This is a genomic window from Paenibacillus wynnii (assembly GCF_000757885.1).
Classification (GTDB): Bacteria; Bacillota; Bacilli; order Paenibacillales; family Paenibacillaceae; genus Paenibacillus_AQ; species Paenibacillus_AQ wynnii.
In genome coordinates this window covers 117,600-137,030 of the sequence record NZ_JQCR01000001.1, presented here as the reverse complement: position 1 = coordinate 137,030, position 19,431 = coordinate 117,600, and the positions used below count along the sequence as shown (strand labels likewise).

General features: G+C 46.7%; 19 protein-coding genes. 13 read left to right on the top strand and 6 right to left on the bottom strand.

Annotated features, from left to right (window positions below; translation table 11 throughout):
* Positions 1-17 precede the first annotated feature (17 nt).
* Complete coding sequence (gene sdhB, locus PWYN_RS00785; RefSeq protein WP_036647384.1) at positions 18-782, top strand: succinate dehydrogenase iron-sulfur subunit; 765 nt, start codon at positions 18-20, stop codon at positions 780-782.
* Between the two features lie 415 nt (positions 783-1,197).
* On the top strand, positions 1,198-2,643 hold the full coding sequence (locus PWYN_RS00780; protein ID WP_036647382.1) for a transposase: 1,446 nt from the start codon (positions 1,198-1,200) through the stop codon (positions 2,641-2,643).
* A 339-nt stretch (positions 2,644-2,982) separates the two neighbouring features.
* Here the strand turns inward: PWYN_RS00780 and PWYN_RS00775 are convergent, their stop codons facing one another.
* A complete protein-coding gene (locus PWYN_RS00775; RefSeq protein WP_036647379.1) occupies positions 2,983-3,399 on the bottom strand; it encodes a hypothetical protein in 417 nt (138 codons plus the stop codon).
* A 291-nt stretch (positions 3,400-3,690) separates the two neighbouring features.
* Here PWYN_RS00775 and PWYN_RS00770 point away from each other — a divergent pair, with 291 nt between their 5' ends.
* The 4 genes from PWYN_RS00770 to PWYN_RS27705 are packed head-to-tail and all read left to right on the top strand — an operon-like array spanning position 3,691 to position 6,724.
* Positions 3,691-4,485, top strand: coding sequence for a DUF3891 family protein (locus tag PWYN_RS00770; protein WP_036647377.1), 795 nt, complete (start codon positions 3,691-3,693; stop codon positions 4,483-4,485).
* Between the two features lie 26 nt (positions 4,486-4,511).
* Complete coding sequence (locus tag PWYN_RS00765) at positions 4,512-5,198, top strand: ion channel (protein ID WP_036647375.1); 687 nt, start codon at positions 4,512-4,514, stop codon at positions 5,196-5,198.
* A 33-nt stretch (positions 5,199-5,231) separates the two neighbouring features.
* On the top strand, positions 5,232-6,164 hold the full coding sequence (locus PWYN_RS00760; protein WP_036647373.1) for a metallophosphoesterase: 933 nt from the start codon (positions 5,232-5,234) through the stop codon (positions 6,162-6,164).
* A gap of 20 nt (positions 6,165-6,184) precedes the next feature.
* Entirely contained in the window at positions 6,185-6,724 is a 540-nt protein-coding gene (locus PWYN_RS27705) for a GNAT family N-acetyltransferase (RefSeq protein ID WP_052087669.1), read from the top strand.
* A 118-nt stretch (positions 6,725-6,842) separates the two neighbouring features.
* Here PWYN_RS27705 and PWYN_RS00750 read toward each other — a convergent pair whose 3' ends face one another.
* Positions 6,843-7,652 carry a histidinol-phosphatase gene (locus tag PWYN_RS00750; protein ID WP_036647370.1) on the bottom strand — a complete coding sequence of 270 codons (810 nt, stop codon included), beginning with the start codon at positions 7,650-7,652 and terminating at the stop codon, positions 6,843-6,845.
* Between the two features lie 19 nt (positions 7,653-7,671).
* A complete protein-coding gene (locus tag PWYN_RS00745) occupies positions 7,672-8,574 on the bottom strand; it encodes a LysR family transcriptional regulator (protein WP_036647367.1) in 903 nt (300 codons plus the stop codon).
* Positions 8,575-8,829: 255 nt separating this feature from the next.
* Between PWYN_RS00745 and PWYN_RS00740 the strand changes: the two genes are divergently transcribed.
* From PWYN_RS00740 to PWYN_RS00720, 5 genes are all read left to right on the top strand, one after another.
* On the top strand, positions 8,830-9,285 hold the full coding sequence (locus tag PWYN_RS00740; RefSeq protein WP_036647366.1) for a chemotaxis protein CheX: 456 nt from the start codon (positions 8,830-8,832) through the stop codon (positions 9,283-9,285).
* A 33-nt stretch (positions 9,286-9,318) separates the two neighbouring features.
* A complete protein-coding gene (locus PWYN_RS00735; RefSeq protein ID WP_052087706.1) occupies positions 9,319-10,095 on the top strand; it encodes an SDR family NAD(P)-dependent oxidoreductase in 777 nt (258 codons plus the stop codon).
* A gap of 97 nt (positions 10,096-10,192) precedes the next feature.
* Positions 10,193-11,695, top strand: a complete 1,503-nt coding sequence (locus PWYN_RS00730) for a DEAD/DEAH box helicase (RefSeq protein WP_036647362.1) — start codon at positions 10,193-10,195, stop codon at positions 11,693-11,695.
* On the top strand, positions 11,692-12,438 hold the full coding sequence (locus PWYN_RS00725) for an ABC transporter ATP-binding protein (RefSeq protein ID WP_036647360.1): 747 nt from the start codon (positions 11,692-11,694) through the stop codon (positions 12,436-12,438). The genes PWYN_RS00730 and PWYN_RS00725 overlap by 4 nt, the downstream gene beginning before the upstream one ends.
* Position 12,439: 1 nt before the next feature.
* Positions 12,440-13,660, top strand: a complete 1,221-nt coding sequence (locus tag PWYN_RS00720; protein WP_036647358.1) for an ABC transporter permease — start codon at positions 12,440-12,442, stop codon at positions 13,658-13,660.
* A gap of 143 nt (positions 13,661-13,803) precedes the next feature.
* Here PWYN_RS00720 and PWYN_RS29835 read toward each other — a convergent pair whose 3' ends face one another.
* Together PWYN_RS29835 and PWYN_RS00710 are read right to left on the bottom strand one after the other, a co-directional pair.
* A complete protein-coding gene (locus PWYN_RS29835; protein WP_209443706.1) occupies positions 13,804-13,914 on the bottom strand; it encodes a YjcZ family sporulation protein in 111 nt (36 codons plus the stop codon).
* A gap of 908 nt (positions 13,915-14,822) precedes the next feature.
* Positions 14,823-16,124 carry an aminotransferase class I/II-fold pyridoxal phosphate-dependent enzyme gene (locus tag PWYN_RS00710; RefSeq protein ID WP_036647354.1) on the bottom strand — a complete coding sequence of 434 codons (1,302 nt, stop codon included), beginning with the start codon at positions 16,122-16,124 and terminating at the stop codon, positions 14,823-14,825.
* A gap of 290 nt (positions 16,125-16,414) precedes the next feature.
* Here PWYN_RS00710 and PWYN_RS00705 point away from each other — a divergent pair, with 290 nt between their 5' ends.
* Positions 16,415-17,200, top strand: a complete 786-nt coding sequence (locus PWYN_RS00705; protein ID WP_036647352.1) for a helix-turn-helix domain-containing protein — start codon at positions 16,415-16,417, stop codon at positions 17,198-17,200.
* Positions 17,201-17,578: 378 nt separating this feature from the next.
* Positions 17,579-18,445 (top strand): SDR family oxidoreductase, encoded by an 867-nt coding sequence (locus tag PWYN_RS00700; protein ID WP_052087668.1) that lies wholly within the window; start codon positions 17,579-17,581, stop codon positions 18,443-18,445.
* A 104-nt stretch (positions 18,446-18,549) separates the two neighbouring features.
* Here PWYN_RS00700 and asd read toward each other — a convergent pair whose 3' ends face one another.
* A complete protein-coding gene (gene asd, locus PWYN_RS00695; RefSeq protein WP_036647348.1) occupies positions 18,550-19,341 on the bottom strand; it encodes an archaetidylserine decarboxylase in 792 nt (263 codons plus the stop codon).
* Positions 19,342-19,431 lie beyond the last annotated feature (90 nt).

The window sequence follows — 19,431 nt, the reverse complement described above, 5'->3', positions numbered from 1 at the left end:
TTTAGGAGGTAACGATGATGGCGGAAATAGCTGCAACTCCCAAAAACGTAAAATTTATTATCACCCGCCAGGACGATGCACAAAGTACTCCGTATGTGGAAGAGTTTTCTCTTTCCTATCGTCCAGGTATGAACGTGATCAGCGCTTTGATGGAAATCCAGCGTAATCCGGTCAATGCCATGGGTGACCATACAGTCCCGGTCTGTTGGGATTCCAACTGTTTGGAGGAAGTATGCGGAGCCTGCTCGATGGTCATTAACGGCAAGCCTCGTCAAGCTTGCGCCGCACTTATAGATAACTTGGAGCAACCCGTTCGTATTGAACCTATGAAGACCTTCCCTGTGGTACGTGACCTCGTTATTGATCGCAGCCGAATGTTCAATACACTCAAAAAAGTTAAAGCATGGATTCCAATCGATGGTACGTATGATCTGGGTCCGGGTCCTCGGATGCCTGAGAAAAAACGCCAGTGGGCTTATGAATTATCCAAATGCATGACCTGCGGAGTCTGCTTGGAGGCCTGTCCGAATGTCAACGAGAAGACCAATTTCATCGGCCCGGCAGCGATTTCGCAGGTGCGTCTGTTCAATGCTCATCCTACCGGTGAGATGAACTCTGACGACCGCCTGGAGGCTCTTATGGAGGATGGCGGGATCGACGGCTGCGGGAACTCGCAGAACTGTGTGCGCGCCTGTCCTAAGGGCATTCCACTAACCACCTCTATCGCAGAGATTAACAAACAAACCACCAAGCATATGTTCAAACGCTGGTTGGGTGTTTAAGTTCATATTTATAGTTTGAAAATCAAAGAGTCCTCCCAAAGGTAGACAATCTACCGGTGGGGAGGGCTTTTTTGTGTTTGTTTCGTGCTTTTGGGGGGATAGAGGAGGAGTTGACGGCTGGTCGGGTGAATGATGGACGGCTGTAGTTAATGATGATAGATGGATGGGTGACTGGTGGAATGGATTTAGTCGTCATCAGCGGCGGATAATCCTTGGGATAGCCGTTTAGATGTACTTTATGCAACTAAAACTGATTATTTGGGCGGAGGGAATGGTTTAATTGCATTTTGGAGTCAATTTCATAATTCAAAACCCTTGATGTATAAGGGATTTTGAGCACACAAAAAAGGAGTACCTACCCAATTTCTCGAAGTTTAAGTTACCACACCAAAACGAGAGAAAGAAGGAGGACCCCATGTATAGTATACAACAAGAAGAGCTATTCTCCATGGAAGATTTAATGAACATGCAAGCTGAACCCAAATGTGTGGCAGTACTGGACTATCTCCCGATGAATACGATTCTACGTGCAATTAACAAACGTACGGTGCGGGGACGGCCTGAAGAACTCAATACTCGGGCGATGATTTACTCTTTAGTGATTGGCAAAATGGAGCGTATCCCTTCGGTGAAAGATATCATTCGACGCTTGCATGACAATGAGTCCTTTCGAAAACGTTGCCGGTTTACGGAATCCGATCGAATTCCAAGTGGTCCCGCCTACTCACGACTTACAACAAAACTGCACCAGTGTGGGGTGCTGAATAACGTGATGGACCAGATTGTTGAGCAGGCGATTGCGGAGGGGTTTATTTCTGGCGAAACACTTGCGGTGGATTCTTCTCATTTGGAGGCTTGGGATTGTCATCCGAAAATAAAAGAACAAACGAAACCCAGAAAGGCAGCAAAACCCCAAAAAGCAGCCAAAGCCCTACTTAAAGAAAAACAGCCCGCCCCAATACCCGAAAAACCAGAAAAACCCAAACGGAATAAACGTGGACGGGTACCTCAAACGGAAAAGGCGGCTTGGGAAGAACAAATGGCGGCATACGAAGCATCCTTAACCATCTTCGAGAAAAAAGTAGCAGAAATGCTGGACGTCAGCTACGATGAACTGCTGGCTCAGATGCCCCAGTATCCCAGTACCGGTGGCAAAGGCGACCCCCGGGGAAATGGTCGGATGATGTACTGGTACGGATATAAAGCGAATCTGCTCGTAGACACGCAAAGTCAATTTATAGTCAGCAGTTTGTTTAGTTCTGGGCATGTATCGGACCAGCGACTGGCTATTGTTTTACTGAAAGGGTTGGAGCAAAAATTTCCTCAATTAACGGTGAAGTATGTGCTTGCAGACAAAGGGTATGATTCTGGAGCGGTCTACCAGCAGGCTCGAAGGAATGGAGCCTATGCGTTAATTCCGATGATTCAGCACGCGAAAGAAGTGCCCGAGGGCCAGGATGAAGAAGGCCGTCCGATTTGTAAACAAGGGCATCTCTACAGTTACGATAGCTTTGATGAAAAATATGGAACACTAAAATACACAAGTCCCAAAGAATGTAAAACCTGTACGTTTAGCGACAAAGGTTGCCAGAAAGTACACAAAATTCGAATCGAAACAGACCTTCGCCGGTATACAGCACCGGCGCGTGGAAGTAGCAAGTTTAAGAAGTTATTTAAGAAGCGAACAGCGATTGAACGCGTATTTGCCTACTTGAAGCTTTATTTCAATATGGGGGGTAGCCGTCAGTTAAACACACGTTCCAGGGTGGATTTCGAACTTAGTTGTCTCACCTACAACTTGTGTAAGTATGCACTTGAAAAGCTAAACCAAGAGATCTCAAAAAAGAAGCAAATCGCCTAATTTTTAAAAATAGAATATATGCTTTTGGAGTACTGCAGCTTTAATTCACAGGGCATTATGAAATTGACTCTTTTGTACAACTAAAACTCTGTTATTAAGCTGAATATCAGGTCTTGAGACTTTTTAGTTGTACTTAGTGCACCTAGAGCTTAGCGTAAGGCATTTTTATTCTAAATAAGTGTATTTAGTGCAATTAAACCTGAACAAAAGTGTAGGCTTTTTGAGGAGAAGGCGATAGTTGAGGCTCAGCGAAACGAAATACTTAGTTGAGTATGAGAAGCGTATTTACCATCCAATCTGGACAATAAGTGTGTAGTCAGAGTCCGCAGAGAATTTCAGTTATTTTAAGCTAGTTAGTCCTTTTTTGATTTGTGCTCCATATTTCGTTTCGCTTAGCTTAGGAGTTTGGGTTGTTGGGCTCGCATTACTGTAATAAAGCACTAGAAAGTTTCCTGGTTGAAAAATGATCGGTGCATGAGAACTCAGCGACTGTTGTCGTTCATAGAAATGTTTATACCCAAGCTCCCGTGTTTCTTCCGTACCAAAGTCATAAACCCTTAGGATGTCATTGTTATCCAGTGTATAGCTTAGAGGTTTGATGTCATCCATCTCAGCGTTCTTTGGGGATTCAACTTCAGTAAGATTAATTTCTTGAGATTCTATGGCTTCGATGACGGAGGTATACTTTTGTACAGGTGAACATGAGCTCAACAAGAAGAAATTTAAAGCTATAACGAATAAAAATAACTTTTTCATAGAATTAGCTCCATCCTTATTAACTTTCTAGGTTTGATAGATACGGACCTCACTGATGTGTTGAATTACATAATTCCAATAAAAAACAGCTTGCCTTGCGGGTCAATCACTCAAAAATAGGGTAACTAAAATAAAATTAGTTCCAAATGACAAGACAGTCCCGTTGCTTCTCAAAAGAGGGAACGAGGGGCTTTTCCAGTGAAGAATTATAGTACCATTATATGTTATAATCTCCATAGTTATAGTTATTTTAGCGTTAAGGTGGAGTGACGATCAAGGGAGGAAGCTATAGTGATATGTCGGGAGCATGATGGGACGTTTGTTATGATTAAACAGCATGATCACGGACTGCTGTCGGGAGAGCTCGCAAAGCGGTTCCGCTCAGAGCAAGTGCCTGAACCGGCACGCCGTGCGGAGGTGCTGAGAGCGGTAAGCAACCATGATCGCGGCTGGATCGATTTGGATGAGACCCCTTTTTGGAATGATGCCGAGCGAGCGCCTTACACCTTCATTGATTTCCCCGTTGTGCCGAAGCTGACCTTCTATACTAAAGGACTGGATGAAATTGAGTCGGATACACCTTATGGGGCATTACTTTGCAGCTTGCACTTTGAACGGCTGATCGAAGTGTCCGGTGAAGACAATCCTGAGCTTACCGAATATCTGGAGCAGGAAGAGGAACGTAGGACACGCATCCGCCGTGAATTGGAGCAGTCAGCTCCTATTGGTGAGGCAGAGCTCTTTTATGACACCCGGCTGCTGCAATTTTGCGATGATCTGTCCTTATATATGGCCTTGAATGAACCGGGATCCCCCAAATCTGAGGAGCATCCCTGGTGGAAGGACGGCTTTTCAGGAAGTGAGGATTTTGGGTTTACAGAGGGGTGTGTGATCACGGCAGAGTGGAAGGATAAGCACACACTGAAGCTGAACCCCTTCCCGTTCACCGAGTCCTTCGAAGTAGTTCTTCCGTTGCGCAGGATGCCAAAGGCTGAAGTTGAAGCCAAGGGGATTGCCCGTGCTTACCGCGATACACCGCAGCAGGAATTCACCATTGTTATAACGGATACCGAAGGTAATGTGTAGTTCATGCATAGAACAGGGGTGAGACCGTGACTTGGTGGGTTTGGACAATCAATATTACGGTGTTGCTGCTGTTTGCATACTCCTTTTATCGTATGGAACTGAGATGGCTCAACAAGCGGGTTCTCCTGACACCGATTCTAATCTATGTCCTAATATCAGTGGAAGATTTACTGAATTGGATTGATTGGGGGTCAATAGTACCCGGTAATGGCGGCATGCGAGGATTGATTTTGTTGTTCTGTTTAGCCTCTGTACTGTTTTATATCTTATTTATTTTTAACGAAATTAAGGAATCCAACAGCAAAGAAGTGAAGCTGCATCAGACTTTGTCCCGGATAAGCATCGCTACAATGAGTTGTGTTATTTTTTTTACCGTTGTCTATACATCGATATACAAGCTGTTCGGTCAGACTTCTTTTCAGGGTGAAGGGATAGGTCGGGATTTGCTCAGTCAGTTTATAACGTTTCTGTATTTCAGTGTGGCAACTTTTACTACGGTTGGATTCGGAGATATTGCCCCCGTTGATAATACCTCGCGACTTGTGGTCATCATGCAGATTTCCTTCAGTTTTATTACGGTAGCTTACGCCTTATCCATGTTGGGTATATTTCGTAAAATCCTAGGAGCCGCTACAGACGCTGAAATTGATTCGGAGTTAGAGGTAGACGTCCACGTTACAAATAAAGATTCAGAAGATAAACAACATAATTAAAGCGATCGTGCAGCAAGGAAGGAGAATCGCCCTATGAATAAAATAACACCGGGGGTTTCTTCGACGAAGGGGGCTGAACCGGGCTCTAGCCACAGTAAGGCAGATCCGAGTTTGCCGAGGTTTAAAGATACTAAAATATCTAGGAGGAAGTTCCTTGGACGGGGGATTGCAGCCCTAATCGGCGCTGGTTTGATGACAGGAGGTTATGCGTGGAAGGCTGAGCCGAATTGGGTCGAAATCACAAGGCTGGATCTCATGTTGAATGATCTGCCCGCTGCTTTTAACGGTATTAAGGTTGTTCATTTCAGTGATACTCATCTGGGCTTTAACAAGGATGCCGATGATTTATCCGCCTTGGTTGCAGATATAGAGAAAGAAACTCCCGATCTAATCTGCTTTACGGGGGACATTGTGGACAGTGAATCAAGTGATCTTATAGCAGCTGTACCTGTCCTCGCACGCCTATCCGCTCCATTGGGCAAGTTCGCTATCTTTGGCAATCATGATTACAAACATACGGATCAATTGGCCCGATTGTTCAAAGAAGCAGGCTTTCGTCTTCTGAGGAATGAATCTTCCCTGATTAAGCGGGGGAACGAAGTCATTGCTGTGGCCGGATTGGAAGATCTATTGCACGGTAAGCCTGATCCTCAGGCTGCTGTGAAGAACATCCCGGAGGGAACCTTCACGGTATTATTAATGCATGAGCCGGATTATGCAGATACAGCTGAGGCTTATCCTTTCAACCTTCAGCTATCTGGGCACAGTCACGGTGGTCAGATTCGTCTGCCGCTCTTAGGCGCGCTGTTTACTCCATATGGTTCGCAAAAATACATAGCTGGGCTGTATTATACAGAAGCTAAAAAAATGCCTGTATATGTGAATCGGGGCTTTGGGGAGACGTATATGCCATTTAGGCTGCTGTGTCGACCGGAGCTTACCGTGTTTACCCTGCGGCGATCTTAAGGGAGAGGGGAGTGAGGAATATGAGTACCTATGAGGCCATTCAGTTCCATAGACAGAACGGAACAGCAGTTGAATTGAAGCCTATGCTGCAAGAGGATGCTGGTACTCTGCGGTCTCTGCTCTCCCAACCTGAATTACGGACACATATTGTCATGCGCGGCGATGGATTGCAGAATGCATCTATGGAAAAATTAATGAATCGGATGCTGCTTGCTTATGACCCTTGTGCATTGCATGCAGGCATCTACCGCAGCGGAGACTCGGAGTTAATTGGTACGGTTTCTTTGCAGTGCTGGAATCGCCGAAACGGTTCAGCGATATTGGGCTATTTATTGGATCCAGTGTGGTGGGGCCGGGGATTTGCAACGGAAGCGGTAAGATTATTGCTGAATTACAGCTTTTATGAATTGGGAATTACAGAGGTGGAAGGCCGCTGTCGTGAGAGCAATAGCAGATCGGCAAGGGTTATGCTGAAGAATGGAATGCTGCTGGAGCGGGTTATTCCTAACGTGGGATCAGAGAGAGATTGTATTAATGTTTTCAGATTGTTACACAAATGAAATAATGCCGTTATCAAACTCTAACAGTGTCCGGTTAAACTAAGTACATGACCCCCTTTTAAAAATATATATTGTTTTGGGACCCGAATCTTCGGGTCCATTTTTTTTGTCCAAATTCTTATAGCGCTACGATTACTTTCTTACGCTGTTTATAGTACACCCATTGGGTAAATCCAATTTCTTTCAAGCGCTTGGCCACCGCGTCCAGTTCATCCGCCACCCTTGAAGGTTTATGAGCATCGGAACCAAACGTAACGTCCACTCCAAAATGCAGGGCACGCTCCAAAATGGCATCGGACGGATACCAGCCGCCGCTTAGCTTTGTTTTGCCGGAAGTATTAATCTCGATGGCAATGCCGCAGTCCGCAATGGTGCGCAGGCATTCATCTACATCGGCCGGAACCTGAATATCGGCGAATGCAGGGTAATTTCCTTTCATGGCATCAATATGACCAAGAATTTGGAACATGCCACTTTTTGCGGATTGGGAAATTAGATGATAGTACTCGGTTTTGACATCCATTTGTTCTATTGATCCCAGTTTTTTCCAACGTCCCTTATTGAAAATACTGACACCACCCAGATTATGAACAGATCCAATTACATAATCAAAAGGATAGGCCTCTAGGGTTTTCTGATATAACGGGGCACTCTCGGGAAAAAAGTCTGATTCGATGCCCAGCAGAACGTCAATTACTCCGGCATATTCTTTTTTTAAGGAGAGAACCTCGTTCACATAAGCTTCGAGCTCTGATTTGCCCATAGCGATTTGCGGAAAAGCTTGTTCTACCGGATGGGCAAAGTAAGGAGTGTGATCCGATATACCGATGACTCCCAAGCCGGCTTTTATTCCGGCTTCAATATAGTCCCGAATATTCCCGTCCGCATGGCCGCAGCGGAAATGATGTGTATGCAGGTCGAATTTCATGGCTGTGACATCTCCTCTTTTATTCTGAGCCTATAAACTGAGTTTCGGGCATGCCCTTCAAATCGCTAAGAAATTGTCTCATGGCGGAGTTAACATACTTGCCGGATTTCGTAATAACACCTACCGGATGGGTAACCTCCAGCTCGATAATGGGAACGATTTTTAGTGTGCCCAATCTAACTTCAGCGGTTACTGATTGCTTCGAAATGATTGCGGCACCAAGATCCAGCTCCACCATACGCTTTACTTCTTCACTGCTCGTAAGCTCCATAATCACTTGCGGCTGTATGCCGTGCTTGGCAAACACTTCTTCCGCGAATCTGCGTCCGACTGTATCTTTTGAGAGCAGGATCAGCGGGGTGTTCCCTAGTGCCTCCACTCCGGCAGATCTTAATTTAGCCAGGGGATGACGAGGGGAAACAACCAGTTCGAATGTATCATAATACAGGGTAGATGTGCTCATACCCGGACTTCGTCCAATCAAATATCCGATACCGACATCTACAAGCCCATTTTCCACATACTGATAAATTTGTGAGGATGACATCGACTGTATGGATGTCTTGATGTGGGGGAACTGGTCTTGAAAATAGGAAAGGATACGCGGCAGGATTTGGATGGCAATAGAAGTAGTTGTACCGAGAACAATATGTCCTTGTGGGGTGTCCTCCAGGTCGGCAAGCCGATGCTTAAGTTCATTGACAATACTAACTATTTGTTCAGCATGTTCCAGAAAAACTTGGCCCCTGTCAGTTAGTGTAACAGGCTGGTTTCGGTCCACGAGCTGTGTTTTGAATTCTTCCTCTAAACTCTTGATCTGGGCAGAAACTGCCGGCTGAGTCAAGTTAAGCAGTTCTCCTGCTTTTCGGAAGCTCATCGTTTTGGAGATTGTAATGAGTGTCTCTAATTGGCTGATGTTCATGAAATACCTCCCTTAAGTCAGGTCACCTATCACAGCCGCTTCTTACTATATATTACGCTCAATGTGGGCATTATATTAAATTATAGGAGATTACCCACGACAGAGCAATCTTGCTTAGAAAAATGTCTTAATAATTCCTTCTACATAACCATTCATTTTTGGTGAATTGTGCCGATATATGAAGTATAATAAATCATATTGCTTGGGACTTTTGGTGTATGACTAAAGCCCGGTAAAGGAGGGACAGCACTTTATATGAAGGCAGAAGTAATTAACCCATTTTTAGAATCTGCACGTATTGTAATTGAACAGGTGATTCAAGTCTCACCGTCCACCGGCAGTTTGGGAATTAAAGAGATCGAGCTGATCGATAATCATATATGGATCCAAGTAGGGATGACGGGGCAGCTGAGCGGAAATATTATATTCGGAATCGCAGAAGCGGTTGCTCTCCGAATGGTATCTGCTATGATGGGCGGCTACGTTATCACTGAGATGGATGAAATGGGCAAGAGTGCAATTTCGGAGCTGGGCAACATGATTAGCGGAAATGCCAGCACGATTTTGTCGAATCAGGGAGTAATGGTCGATATTACACCTCCCAAGCTAATGAAGTCGGAGAGCATGACATTTATGCCACGCAGAGCCCTTAGCATCCCGTTATTAATGGATGGAATTGGAGAACTGGATATTCAGGTAGTGATCGCTTAATAAGCATTAGGAGTTGAAACCGAATTGCACTCCATGAGACTGAAGGATAAGATTGTTGTTATAACGGGAGCTTCCAGCGGTATTGGGGCTATTACAGCCCAAATGCTCAGCAAACGAGGCGCAATTCCCATTCTGATAGCGCGTTCTGAGGACAAGCTTAAAGAAACGGCGTCTGGAATACAGGGAAGGTTCGGAATGTATACTTGTGATGTAAGAGACTCTGCAAGGGTTGAGGAGACGTTTGCAGAAATTTTGCATGCGTACGGCAGAATTGATATCTTGTTGAATAATGCAGGTTACGGGAAATTCGCTGATTTCACAGAAATGCCCTCTGAAGAATTCCAAGATATGATGGATGTAAATTATATGGGGATTGTTCGATGTACCAAGGCTGTGGTGCCTCATATGCTGGAGCGGGGAAGCGGACAGATCGTGAATGTGGCCTCCATGGCGGGCAAGATTGGCAGCAGCAGAGCGGTAGCTTATACGGCCTCTAAACATGCTGTGCTCGGCTTCACTAATGCGCTGCGCCAGGAGCTTCGTAAGAGCGGAGTTGTAATCTCAGCCGTTAATCCCGGCCCGATTGCTACAGACTTTTTCAAGATTGCCGATCCGACAGGTACATACGTAAAGAACGTGGCCAAGATGATGATGACACCGGAACATGTGTCTGAGCAAATAATCAAGACCATGGAGAAGAGCAAGGAAGAGATGGATCTACCGGGGCTGGCGGCCTTTGGGATACGCCTGTACGGGCTCTTTCCCCGCCTTGCAGACAAGCTTACCTATAATGTAATGAACAAGAAATAGAATGCATCAGCGTGTAAGCGGGCCTTCCATTTGGTGGAGAGGCCTTTTTGGCATATAATGAGGATATTATCTCAAACGAAAAGGATGAAATTACAATATGAATAGTGTTTCTTTTGCGGCAATCGGTATAGAGGAAGATTTTGTAACCAGGTTGTCCGAATTCGGTATTAATGCCCCATCACCAGTGCAGGAGCAAACGATCCCTCTGCTTCTTGCAGGCAGGGATGTAATTGCCGCTTCACAAACGGGAACTGGCAAGACGCTGGCTTACTTGCTCCCGCTTCTCCAGAATATTAACCCTGAGAAAAGGATCGTACAGAAAGTGGTGCTGGCACCGACACAGGAGCTTGCGATGCAGATTCTACGCGAAGCGGAGCGTTATGGCGCACATCGCGGCATTGGTGTGATGGGATTGATTGGTGGAGCAGCTATCAAACGCCAGATCGATAAGCTGCGTGAGCATCCTCAGCTCGTAGTAGGAACCCCAGGTCGAATCCGGGAGTTAATTGGACTTCGCAAGCTGAAAATGCATGAGGTTACCACCATTGTAATTGATGAGGCGGATCAAATGTTCCAGCTCAGCGGTGCGGGTGAAGTAGCGAAGATTGTCAGCAGTGCACTGCGTACCCGTCAGTTAGTCATGTTGTCGGCAACGATCGGGCCAGAGACGAAAGCACTGGCTTCACGGGAAATGAAAAATCCGGCCGAGGTGGGGATCGATCCTGGTGTGATGACGGCCCAAGGTCTGGAGCACCATTATGTTGTGGCTGAAGAACGGAATAAGATAGACATGTTGCGACGTGTCATTCGCCATTATAATCCGGAGAAGGCGATTGTGTTCGTAAATGCAACAGAGGATATTGCAGAGATTAAAGCCAAGCTGGAACATCTTGGACTTACTGCAGCCGCCTTGTATGGCGATGCCGACAAGGTGACACGGAGCCATGTACTATCCAAGTTCCGTGATGGGAAATTCCGTGTACTCGTTGCAAGCGATGTAGCTGCTAGAGGGTTGGACATTGAGAATTTATCTTTGGTGGTCAGCTTTGATCCCGCCTTTGACTCCGAGCACTATGTGCACCGTGCAGGACGTACAGGTCGGATGGGACGCAAGGGCTTATCCGTAACTCTTGTTACTGAGCAGCAGACATTTATTATGCGTAAATTTGCCCGGGAGCTGGATATTGAGTTAACAGAACGTGAAATGTATGCCGGAAAAGTATTGTCATCCGATGAAGCACGTACTTCCAATCGCAGCAACAGCGGGCCGGCCAGAGAGTCTAACAAAGCTCCACGCCGCGAGGATACCGCTGTACGGAGCGATAAGCCGCAAGCCCGGGTGGCAGGTGCTGCACCGATTGCAGGCGCAGGCAGAAGACCAGCGACAACTACAGGTCAAGGAAATGTAAATAACCAAGCCGGTAATGAGATTACACGGGAGCAGCCTCGAAGTGCTGTGCCTGGCAGGGAGTCCCGTAACGGAACAGCAGCACCGCAGGGAAGTGTGCGGGGCAGCAAAGCGGATCGTGAACGTGACCGTAAAAATAAAGGTGCGCCAAAATGGTTGAAAGACAAAACGCCAAGAGGTGATGGTCAATGAGTTCATCCCCCGTACTGCAAATTACGGGCTTAAGCGGCGGTTACAGTATGAATAGACCTGTACTGCACGATGTTTCACTTCAAGTCCAGCCCGGGGAAATGATCGGGCTGATCGGTTTAAACGGAGCAGGTAAGAGTACGACCATGAAGCATATTCTTGGATTAATGTCACCGCATAAGGGCGAGATAACGGTACAAGGCAAGACGCGGGAGGCTGATCCCAATCAGTATCACAGTGCCTTGTCTTTTGTACCTGAATCCCCTTTGCTCTACGAAGAAATGACGGTTCGCGAGCATATCGAATTTACAGCCCGTGCCTACGGAGTAGAACGCAGTGATTATGAATCACGCAGCAGTCATTTGGCTGCTCTGTTCCATATGGAAGACAAGATGGACAGTCTGTCGGCCCATCTATCCAAAGGGATGAAACAGAAGGTCATGATTATGTGTGCCTTCGTTGCACGCCCGGCGTTGTATGTCATCGACGAGCCTTTCCTGGGTCTAGACCCGCTGGGTATTCGTTCTTTGCTTGATTTCATGATGGAGTTGAAGAAGGGGGGAGCATCCATCTTACTTAGCTCCCACATTCTTTCAACCATCGAGAATTACTGCGACCGCTTTATTGTATTACATCAAGGGAAGATTATTGCCCAAGGTACCCTGAAGGAAATGGCTTCGGCAGCCGGACAGCACGGCTTATCGCTGGAGCAGCTGTTCTACGAGCTGGTTCAGGGGGGGAAATGATATGAACTTGAAGCAGCTGCTCCGGGAGCGGCGCGGCCGATTCATGGGAAGCTTACTGCCTTATGTAGGTTATATTATTCAGAGCGGTGTAGCGATGGTGTTTCTGTTCGTTGTGATTGCCTTTTCAGCATGGTATACATCCTTGCTGAACAATATTCCGGCAAATGTTCCTATACGTTGGATTATGCTGGCACTGCTGTTGCCTGCTGCTGTTCATAGCAGCTTCAGGACTTATCTACAAAGTCCTGACACCATATTCCTCCTTCCGCAGGGCCACCGAATGCAAGAGTATTTTGTCTCTGTTTGGGTCAGGGGGATCGTATGGAAAACGCTGCGGTTAGCGTTCATATTAATCACACTTTGGCCTCTATACATACGAACTGAAGGGTCGCCGAAGCTGTTATGGGCAACTGCACTGCTTGTGTTTGGTGTTAAGCTGCTGTCTAGCTATGGGCACTGGCGGGAGTTATCCATGTTATCGAGTGCTGCCTCTAAAGCCTATATCCTGTTGCGGTGGGCCACCGGAGGACTAATTATTGCAGCATGGCTGTGGCAGCCTGCCGGACGAGGTTCCATATTCATTATTCTTCTGGCTTTGGCTTACATAGCAGCGCTTGCCGTCCCTGGTCGTCATGCTGTTCCGTGGGAGAAGCTGATCACGGAGGAAAAGAATCAGGGCGGACGGGCATTAATGATTCTGGGCTGGTTTGTCGATGTGCCGGGACGTGAGCAACGTGTATATTCTCGCCGGTATCTCTCCAAATGGGGGAGCGGCATTCCTTGGCAACGGGGGACATCTTACCGTTATTTGCTAACCAAAAGCTTCGCACGAGGAGATATATTCGGTATTGTTATGCGAATGGCTCTCTTATCCCTTCTGCTTAACTGGTGGAATCGCTCCAGCCTTATAGGTACAGCCATATATTTATTCTTCCTGTTCGTAATCGGAATTCAATTGTCAGCACTGCGTAAATTGCATAGTGAATCCTTTTGGCTGACGGTCTATCCACTACCAGAAGGAACCCGGACGGGCAATACCGTACAATTCGTATTTCAGGTCCTCATTGTAGGAGCTTTCCTAACGTGGCTTCCTTTTCTAGCCGCTGTTGGATCCCGTCCTCTTCCTGTGGCAGGAACGTTAATATCGGGTCTATTGTTGGCTTATATCTTCAAAACCTACTTGTCCCGCAAGGCAGCGCGTTTAGAGGATGAGGATTTGTAGGCATTTAATAGCTAAGACTAAAGACGCCTTACCTAAGCAGCAGTTTGGGTAAGGCGTCTTTTTGCAAGCTTATATAGGATCTGGTGTGAACATGCTATGGTGGGAGAGAGCCGGGCTCCCTCCCAGGGAGTTATCCCATTTAATTAGACAAAGAGTGAACGGCTGATGATAACCAACAGGATAAAGAGAACCAGGATGGCTCCAGTGCTGGTAAATCCGCCGTATCCGTATCCGCCTCTTACTTCTTCGCTCATGTTCATTCCCCTTTCATGTAAGTAGTTGTACTTGATCTGTACACGGTATTGTATGTGCGGAGGGTGTTACGTGTATAGGCCAATGCCAGAAGGGAACAACAAAAAAGTCAGCTCCGATTTTCATCGAAGCTGACTTTTTTGAAGTAGAGAAATAAAGTGTCCATACTCGAAAGTTTGATGAATTAGATTGGAGTGGAGTAAAGTAAAGTCAAGTAAAGTAAAGTCAAGTAAAGTAAAGTAGAGTCCTGGATCACGGGTGGCTTATGAAATTCCTCAATCTATGAGTAACGTAGGTTAATTGGATTACCTCACTCTATGTATGTGGACAGGAAAGCCGCTATTTGAGGTTCAATGGGCAAATATAGATGCTAAGTGGACTCAGTGAAATAGACTCATAAGTGGACACGGTAAAATGCAACTAGAATAATAGGTAAACTTAAGAAGAGGTGGAAGCCGAGGTCGAGCGTCAATGTTATAGCAAAGAATTCCATCGAATCGCCCGTGGATGGGGGATTTGGGCAAATGAGATGTAAAAGTGCAGTTAAATCGCCCTCGGATGGGGGATTCCGCTAAATGAGATGTAAAAGTGCAATAGAATCGCCCATGGATGGGGGATTTGGCCAAATGAGATGTAAAAATGCAATAGAATCGTCCATGGATGGGGGATTTGGCCAAATGAGATGTAAAAATGCAATAGAATCGTCCATGGATGAGGGATTTGGGCAAATGAGATGTAAAAGTGCAGTTAAATCGCCCTCGGATGGGGGATACTCCAACTCCAACTCCATACTCCATACTCCTACCCGAACTCTTACTCCATACACCCTAGCTTAGATCCACTTTAGCTTGTCCAATAGTAAAAAAAAAGGGTGCCGTCTTGTGGGATGGCACCCTTTTCTTCTCGTAAATTAGGCTTTCTCCAAATCACGGATACCGGAATAGACAAGATCGAATAGATCTTCCAGGTTCTCCTCTTCGATACAGGAGAATGCAATACGCAGATCCGTCTCGCCGAGTGCGATCGTACCCAATCCGTAATTATGGATCAGGTGCAGACGAAGCGCTTCTGCAGAAACAGTGTGCAGCTTCAGACACATGAAGTAACCGGAGTTAAAAGGATAATAGGTCCATACGTCATCTCCGTACTTGCCACTATCGAGCAGCGTCTTCACTGTATTGGCGCGGCCTTTCATTATCTGGAACTTCTCTTCCTTTTGAGCTGAGAATTCCGGCGCTTTGAGCGCTTCGAGCACGAAGGTCTGTGAAGGATGCGGGCCGCTAGAAATGGTGGCGCGGATAATGCCCAGCGTTTTTTGTTCCAGTGCTGCCAGCAATTCCTTGTTCTCCGAAGCGTAGGTGATGAATCCTACACGGAATCCCCAGACGAACTCCTCTTTAGTAGCTCCGTCAATCTTGATGGCGAGAACACGAGGATGCAGGTTAGCCAGCTGTCCAAAGAGAGATTCCTTCAATGAATCTTCGAAGAAGAGGCCAAAGTAAGCGTCGTCGCTGACAACAACCACATTGATGCCTGCTTCTGCCGCCTTCAGGATTGCCGCTACAATTTCTTCGCCTTCTTCTCTGCTAGGCGTGTAGCCGGTGGGGTTGTTCGGGAAGTTCAAAAGCACAATTGCTTTTCCTTTATCTTTCTGAGCCAACAAGGCGTCAGTTAGTCCTGCACTGTTAAATTTATAGTTCTCTGTGAAAAGCGGATAGTTAACGGTTTCGCTATGACGGCGGATTCCGAAGGTTAGCTCGTAATTCTCCCAGTTTTTGTCCGGGTAGATAACGGCATCGCCCTGCTCTGCAAAAAGATCAGCTACAATACTTAGGCCGTGTGTAAGCGCGTTTGTAACGATAGGATTGCTGATGGATTTGCCTTCAAGAGAAGGATTCTCACGCAGCATCTTCTGAGCCCATACAGTACGCAGCTCGGGTTTTCCTGCAGGTGGAGCATAGCCGTAAAGATCTCTTGGATGGAAAGCGGACAGCTTATCCTGAATAACACCGAGATGCATAGGAACACCTTTTTCGGTTGCAATACCGATTGTGGCATTGTATTTCTTGGCATGGGCAGCCGCCTCAGCAGACTGACTAAGAATTCCTTCTTTTGGAAAATAGATTTCCTTGCCTAATGTGGAGAGCATATCGTACACATGTTCATTTCCGGACTTGATATTTTCATTCAATTGTCCAGCAAGTTCATTCATCATTTTCATCCTTCCGGTATCGTGGGGATTCATACTGCTAACATTGCCTAACATTATAACACCGTAGCTTGCAACCGTCATAATTTTTTTGAAATATAAGAATCTAACGTCTGTTGTCCATAAAGACGACGAAGTCGTTTCTTCTTATCGTTTTTAATCATGAGAACATATTGTCAATAAAAAGGTATGTTCGAAAGAAGGGGCGGAGCGACCGACCCCTGCATGGAATGGGGTGCAAAATAGAGCTCGAAAGGGTATGATGGTGAAAATAACATTCGGGGGGGAAGAGTATGTTGCATGCATCGCCGTCCTCTTTTGTCATCCTGCCCACCCTTGCCAAAATTATGTGTGAGCCGGGCTGGAAGTGGCAAAAAAGAGAGAAGCCGCTGCAAAATTACGATTTATTCTATGTCTGGAGCGGAGAAGGTACGGTTGTTAGGGGAGGTATTCCTTTCCAGGTTGGTAAAGGAAGCTGTTTCTTATTCCGACCGGGTGACCATACGAGTGCGACTCATAATCCGCAAAAGCCGCTTGTACTTACATACATTCATTTTGATGTCACTGGCGACATAAAGGATATTCCGCTTCCATACCGTGAGCTTACAGAAACGGTGGAATTTGAGCATATGCTGGCTAGGTACGTACGTCTCTTTCTGGTCAAGACCTTCGCTGCAGAGGAAGAAGGCCAATTGATCCTGAAACAGCTGATGATTCATCTGCTGCGGGAAGACCGGGTCATGCCAGTGGAACGCAATGCAAGCAATCAGTTGACGGAAGTGATCCATGAGGTAGCCAACTACGTGAGTCAGCATCCCGGGGCGTCCCACAGGGTGGAGGACCTAGCGGCGCGTGCGGGTCTGTCACCACGTTATTTTTCAATTAAGTTCAAGGAACTTATAGGCTCTTCTGTGCAATCCTACGTTATTCGTGCCCGTATTGAACGGGCTCAGCACTTGCTGCTATATGCCGGAATGAACGTGACAGAGGTGGCGGATGCGCTCGGTTACCGGGATATTTTCTTCTTCAGCCGCCAGTTCAAGCAGCATACCGGTAAAAGTCCGTCCGAGATCCGCTGATGCATCACTTTGTTTCAATTTTTTAACGCCAGGGTAAATACGATGGAACCTAGTTTACAGAGAATTTACGAAACATCTGGAAGGGGAGACTTAGGTGATGATCAGCAGACGCCGAATTTGCAATACGGATTACAAGGCTGGCGGCGGGGGAATCTTCCGAAACCGCTTGAAACGGCTGAAGGCCGGCAGTATTGCAAATAATTACTGGTTCTGAATGGAACTCTACTCGAATGGATAACTAATAACCTGAACAAGAATATACGAAAAGAACCGGGACTCTAAGGTACCCGGTTTTTAGGTTTTCAGGTTGAAGAGTGAGGCTGCCTATGACAGAATACAGTATACACTGCTGTACATAACCCTGAAGGGATGAATCTAATGAAGAACCTTAAGACGGCTGGAAACCGGCGGACTGCGCTTGTTACCGGCACTTCGTCGGGCTTCGGTCTGCTGATCAGCATAGAACTGGCGAAGCGGGGATTTAATGTAGTGGCTGGCATGCGCCGTCCTCAGGCCTCGGAACCCTTAATGAAGGCAGCCGAACTGGCAGGAGTAGCTGGGGCTATATCTGTCGTCGAGATGGATATAACGAATGAGAGCCAGGTACTTGCCGCAGTTGAACAGGCAAGGACACAGTTTGGGACCATCGACGTACTGGTCAATAATGCAGGCGGAGTGTGGGGCGGCTTCGCTGAAGAAGTGCCTCTGACATTATGGCGGGAGCAAATGGAGACTAACTTTATAGGCAATGTATCTGTGACCCAAGCGGTACTTCCATGGATGCGCAAGCAGGGCTGCGGATTGATTATACAAATGAGCAGTATCAGCGGGGTGGTCGGATTCCCGGGATTCGGACCTTATGCTGCTTCCAAGTTCGCGCTGGAGGGTTTCACTGAATGTCTGGCGCTTGAGGTGAAACCTTTCGGCATCGATGTGGTGCTGGTAGAGCCTGGTTCATATGGGACAGACATTTGGGAAAAAGGTTTCGCAACCATGCAGGCTCCATCCGATTCTCCTTACCGAAGGATGTTGGAATCCGTGCTTGCTTATGCCAGAAGCAGTGCCTCGAGCAGCGGGAATCCGCAAGAAGTAGCTGATTTAATCGGAGATATCGCCTGCTCCCGTCGCCGATGTTTCCGGTATATGCTGCCTCGCTCGACAGTGTGGACGGCTCGCGGCAAGAGATGGCTGCCAGACAACTGGTTCAAGCAAATCCTTATGGCTGCGCTGAAGGGCAACAAGTAAGGCGGCTGACTAAAAATTCGAATTCATCATCACACAAAAAAAGAAGCTGTTCCAAGCACAAATGGCTTGAAGCACAGCTTCTTTTTAATAGATTTATAAGTCTCTTATTCAGGCTTATGAAGGGTTCCTAACCACTCGCCCATCTTCACCTTGGTATCCACCCTTAAGCCCGGACGCGGGGTAAAGGTACCGCTTTCCGTAAGCAGTACTACCGTGGAGCCGAACTCGAAGTAAGCAAGATCGTCGCCTCTCTGCCAAGCTTCAGCGCTGTCATCGGAATACCGGATACTGCTGACATTCATTGCGCCTACTTTTACTACTGCGGCCTCTCCATAATCCCCCGCGATATAAGTAATGAGCCGTTCATTTCGGCTCAGAACAGCCTTCATATGCCTCATCCCGAAATCATTGACAGGGTAGGCCCGGCCCCGAAGATAATCCGTCTCCACCTTTCGCCCTTTCAGGGGTGAATGGATGCGGTGATAATCGGTAGGACTTAAGTAAAGCACAAAAAAGAAGCCCTTCTTGTAAAGCTCTAGATGCGGGGAATGATTAAGCAGGTCTTCCAGATTGTAATCTTGTCCTTTTACATTCATAATCATGCCTGAGGTGATATCACCCATCGCGGTGATCATTGCATCCACAGGGCTAACCAGAGCATCCGTCTCTGTTGCAATAGGCCGCATTCCGGGTTTCAATCGGCGGCTGAAAAATTCATTAAGGGTACGGTATTCTTCAAGATTCTTTTCCGCCTGGATTGCGGGAATTTGATAAGTTCGAATAAATACTGGGATAAATAGGCGGCTGAGTCTGCTGTGGGATATAAAACCCATCAACCTGGAAAGCCATCTGTGCGAGGATAGCTCGGTCATCAGCCGCAGAAATTGTTTAACCATGCCCATCTCCCTTCCATAATCAAGCAGTGCAGTCCTTCCTGTGGACCTTCTCCCGCTCTGCATTATATTGACATAGAATAGAAGACAAAT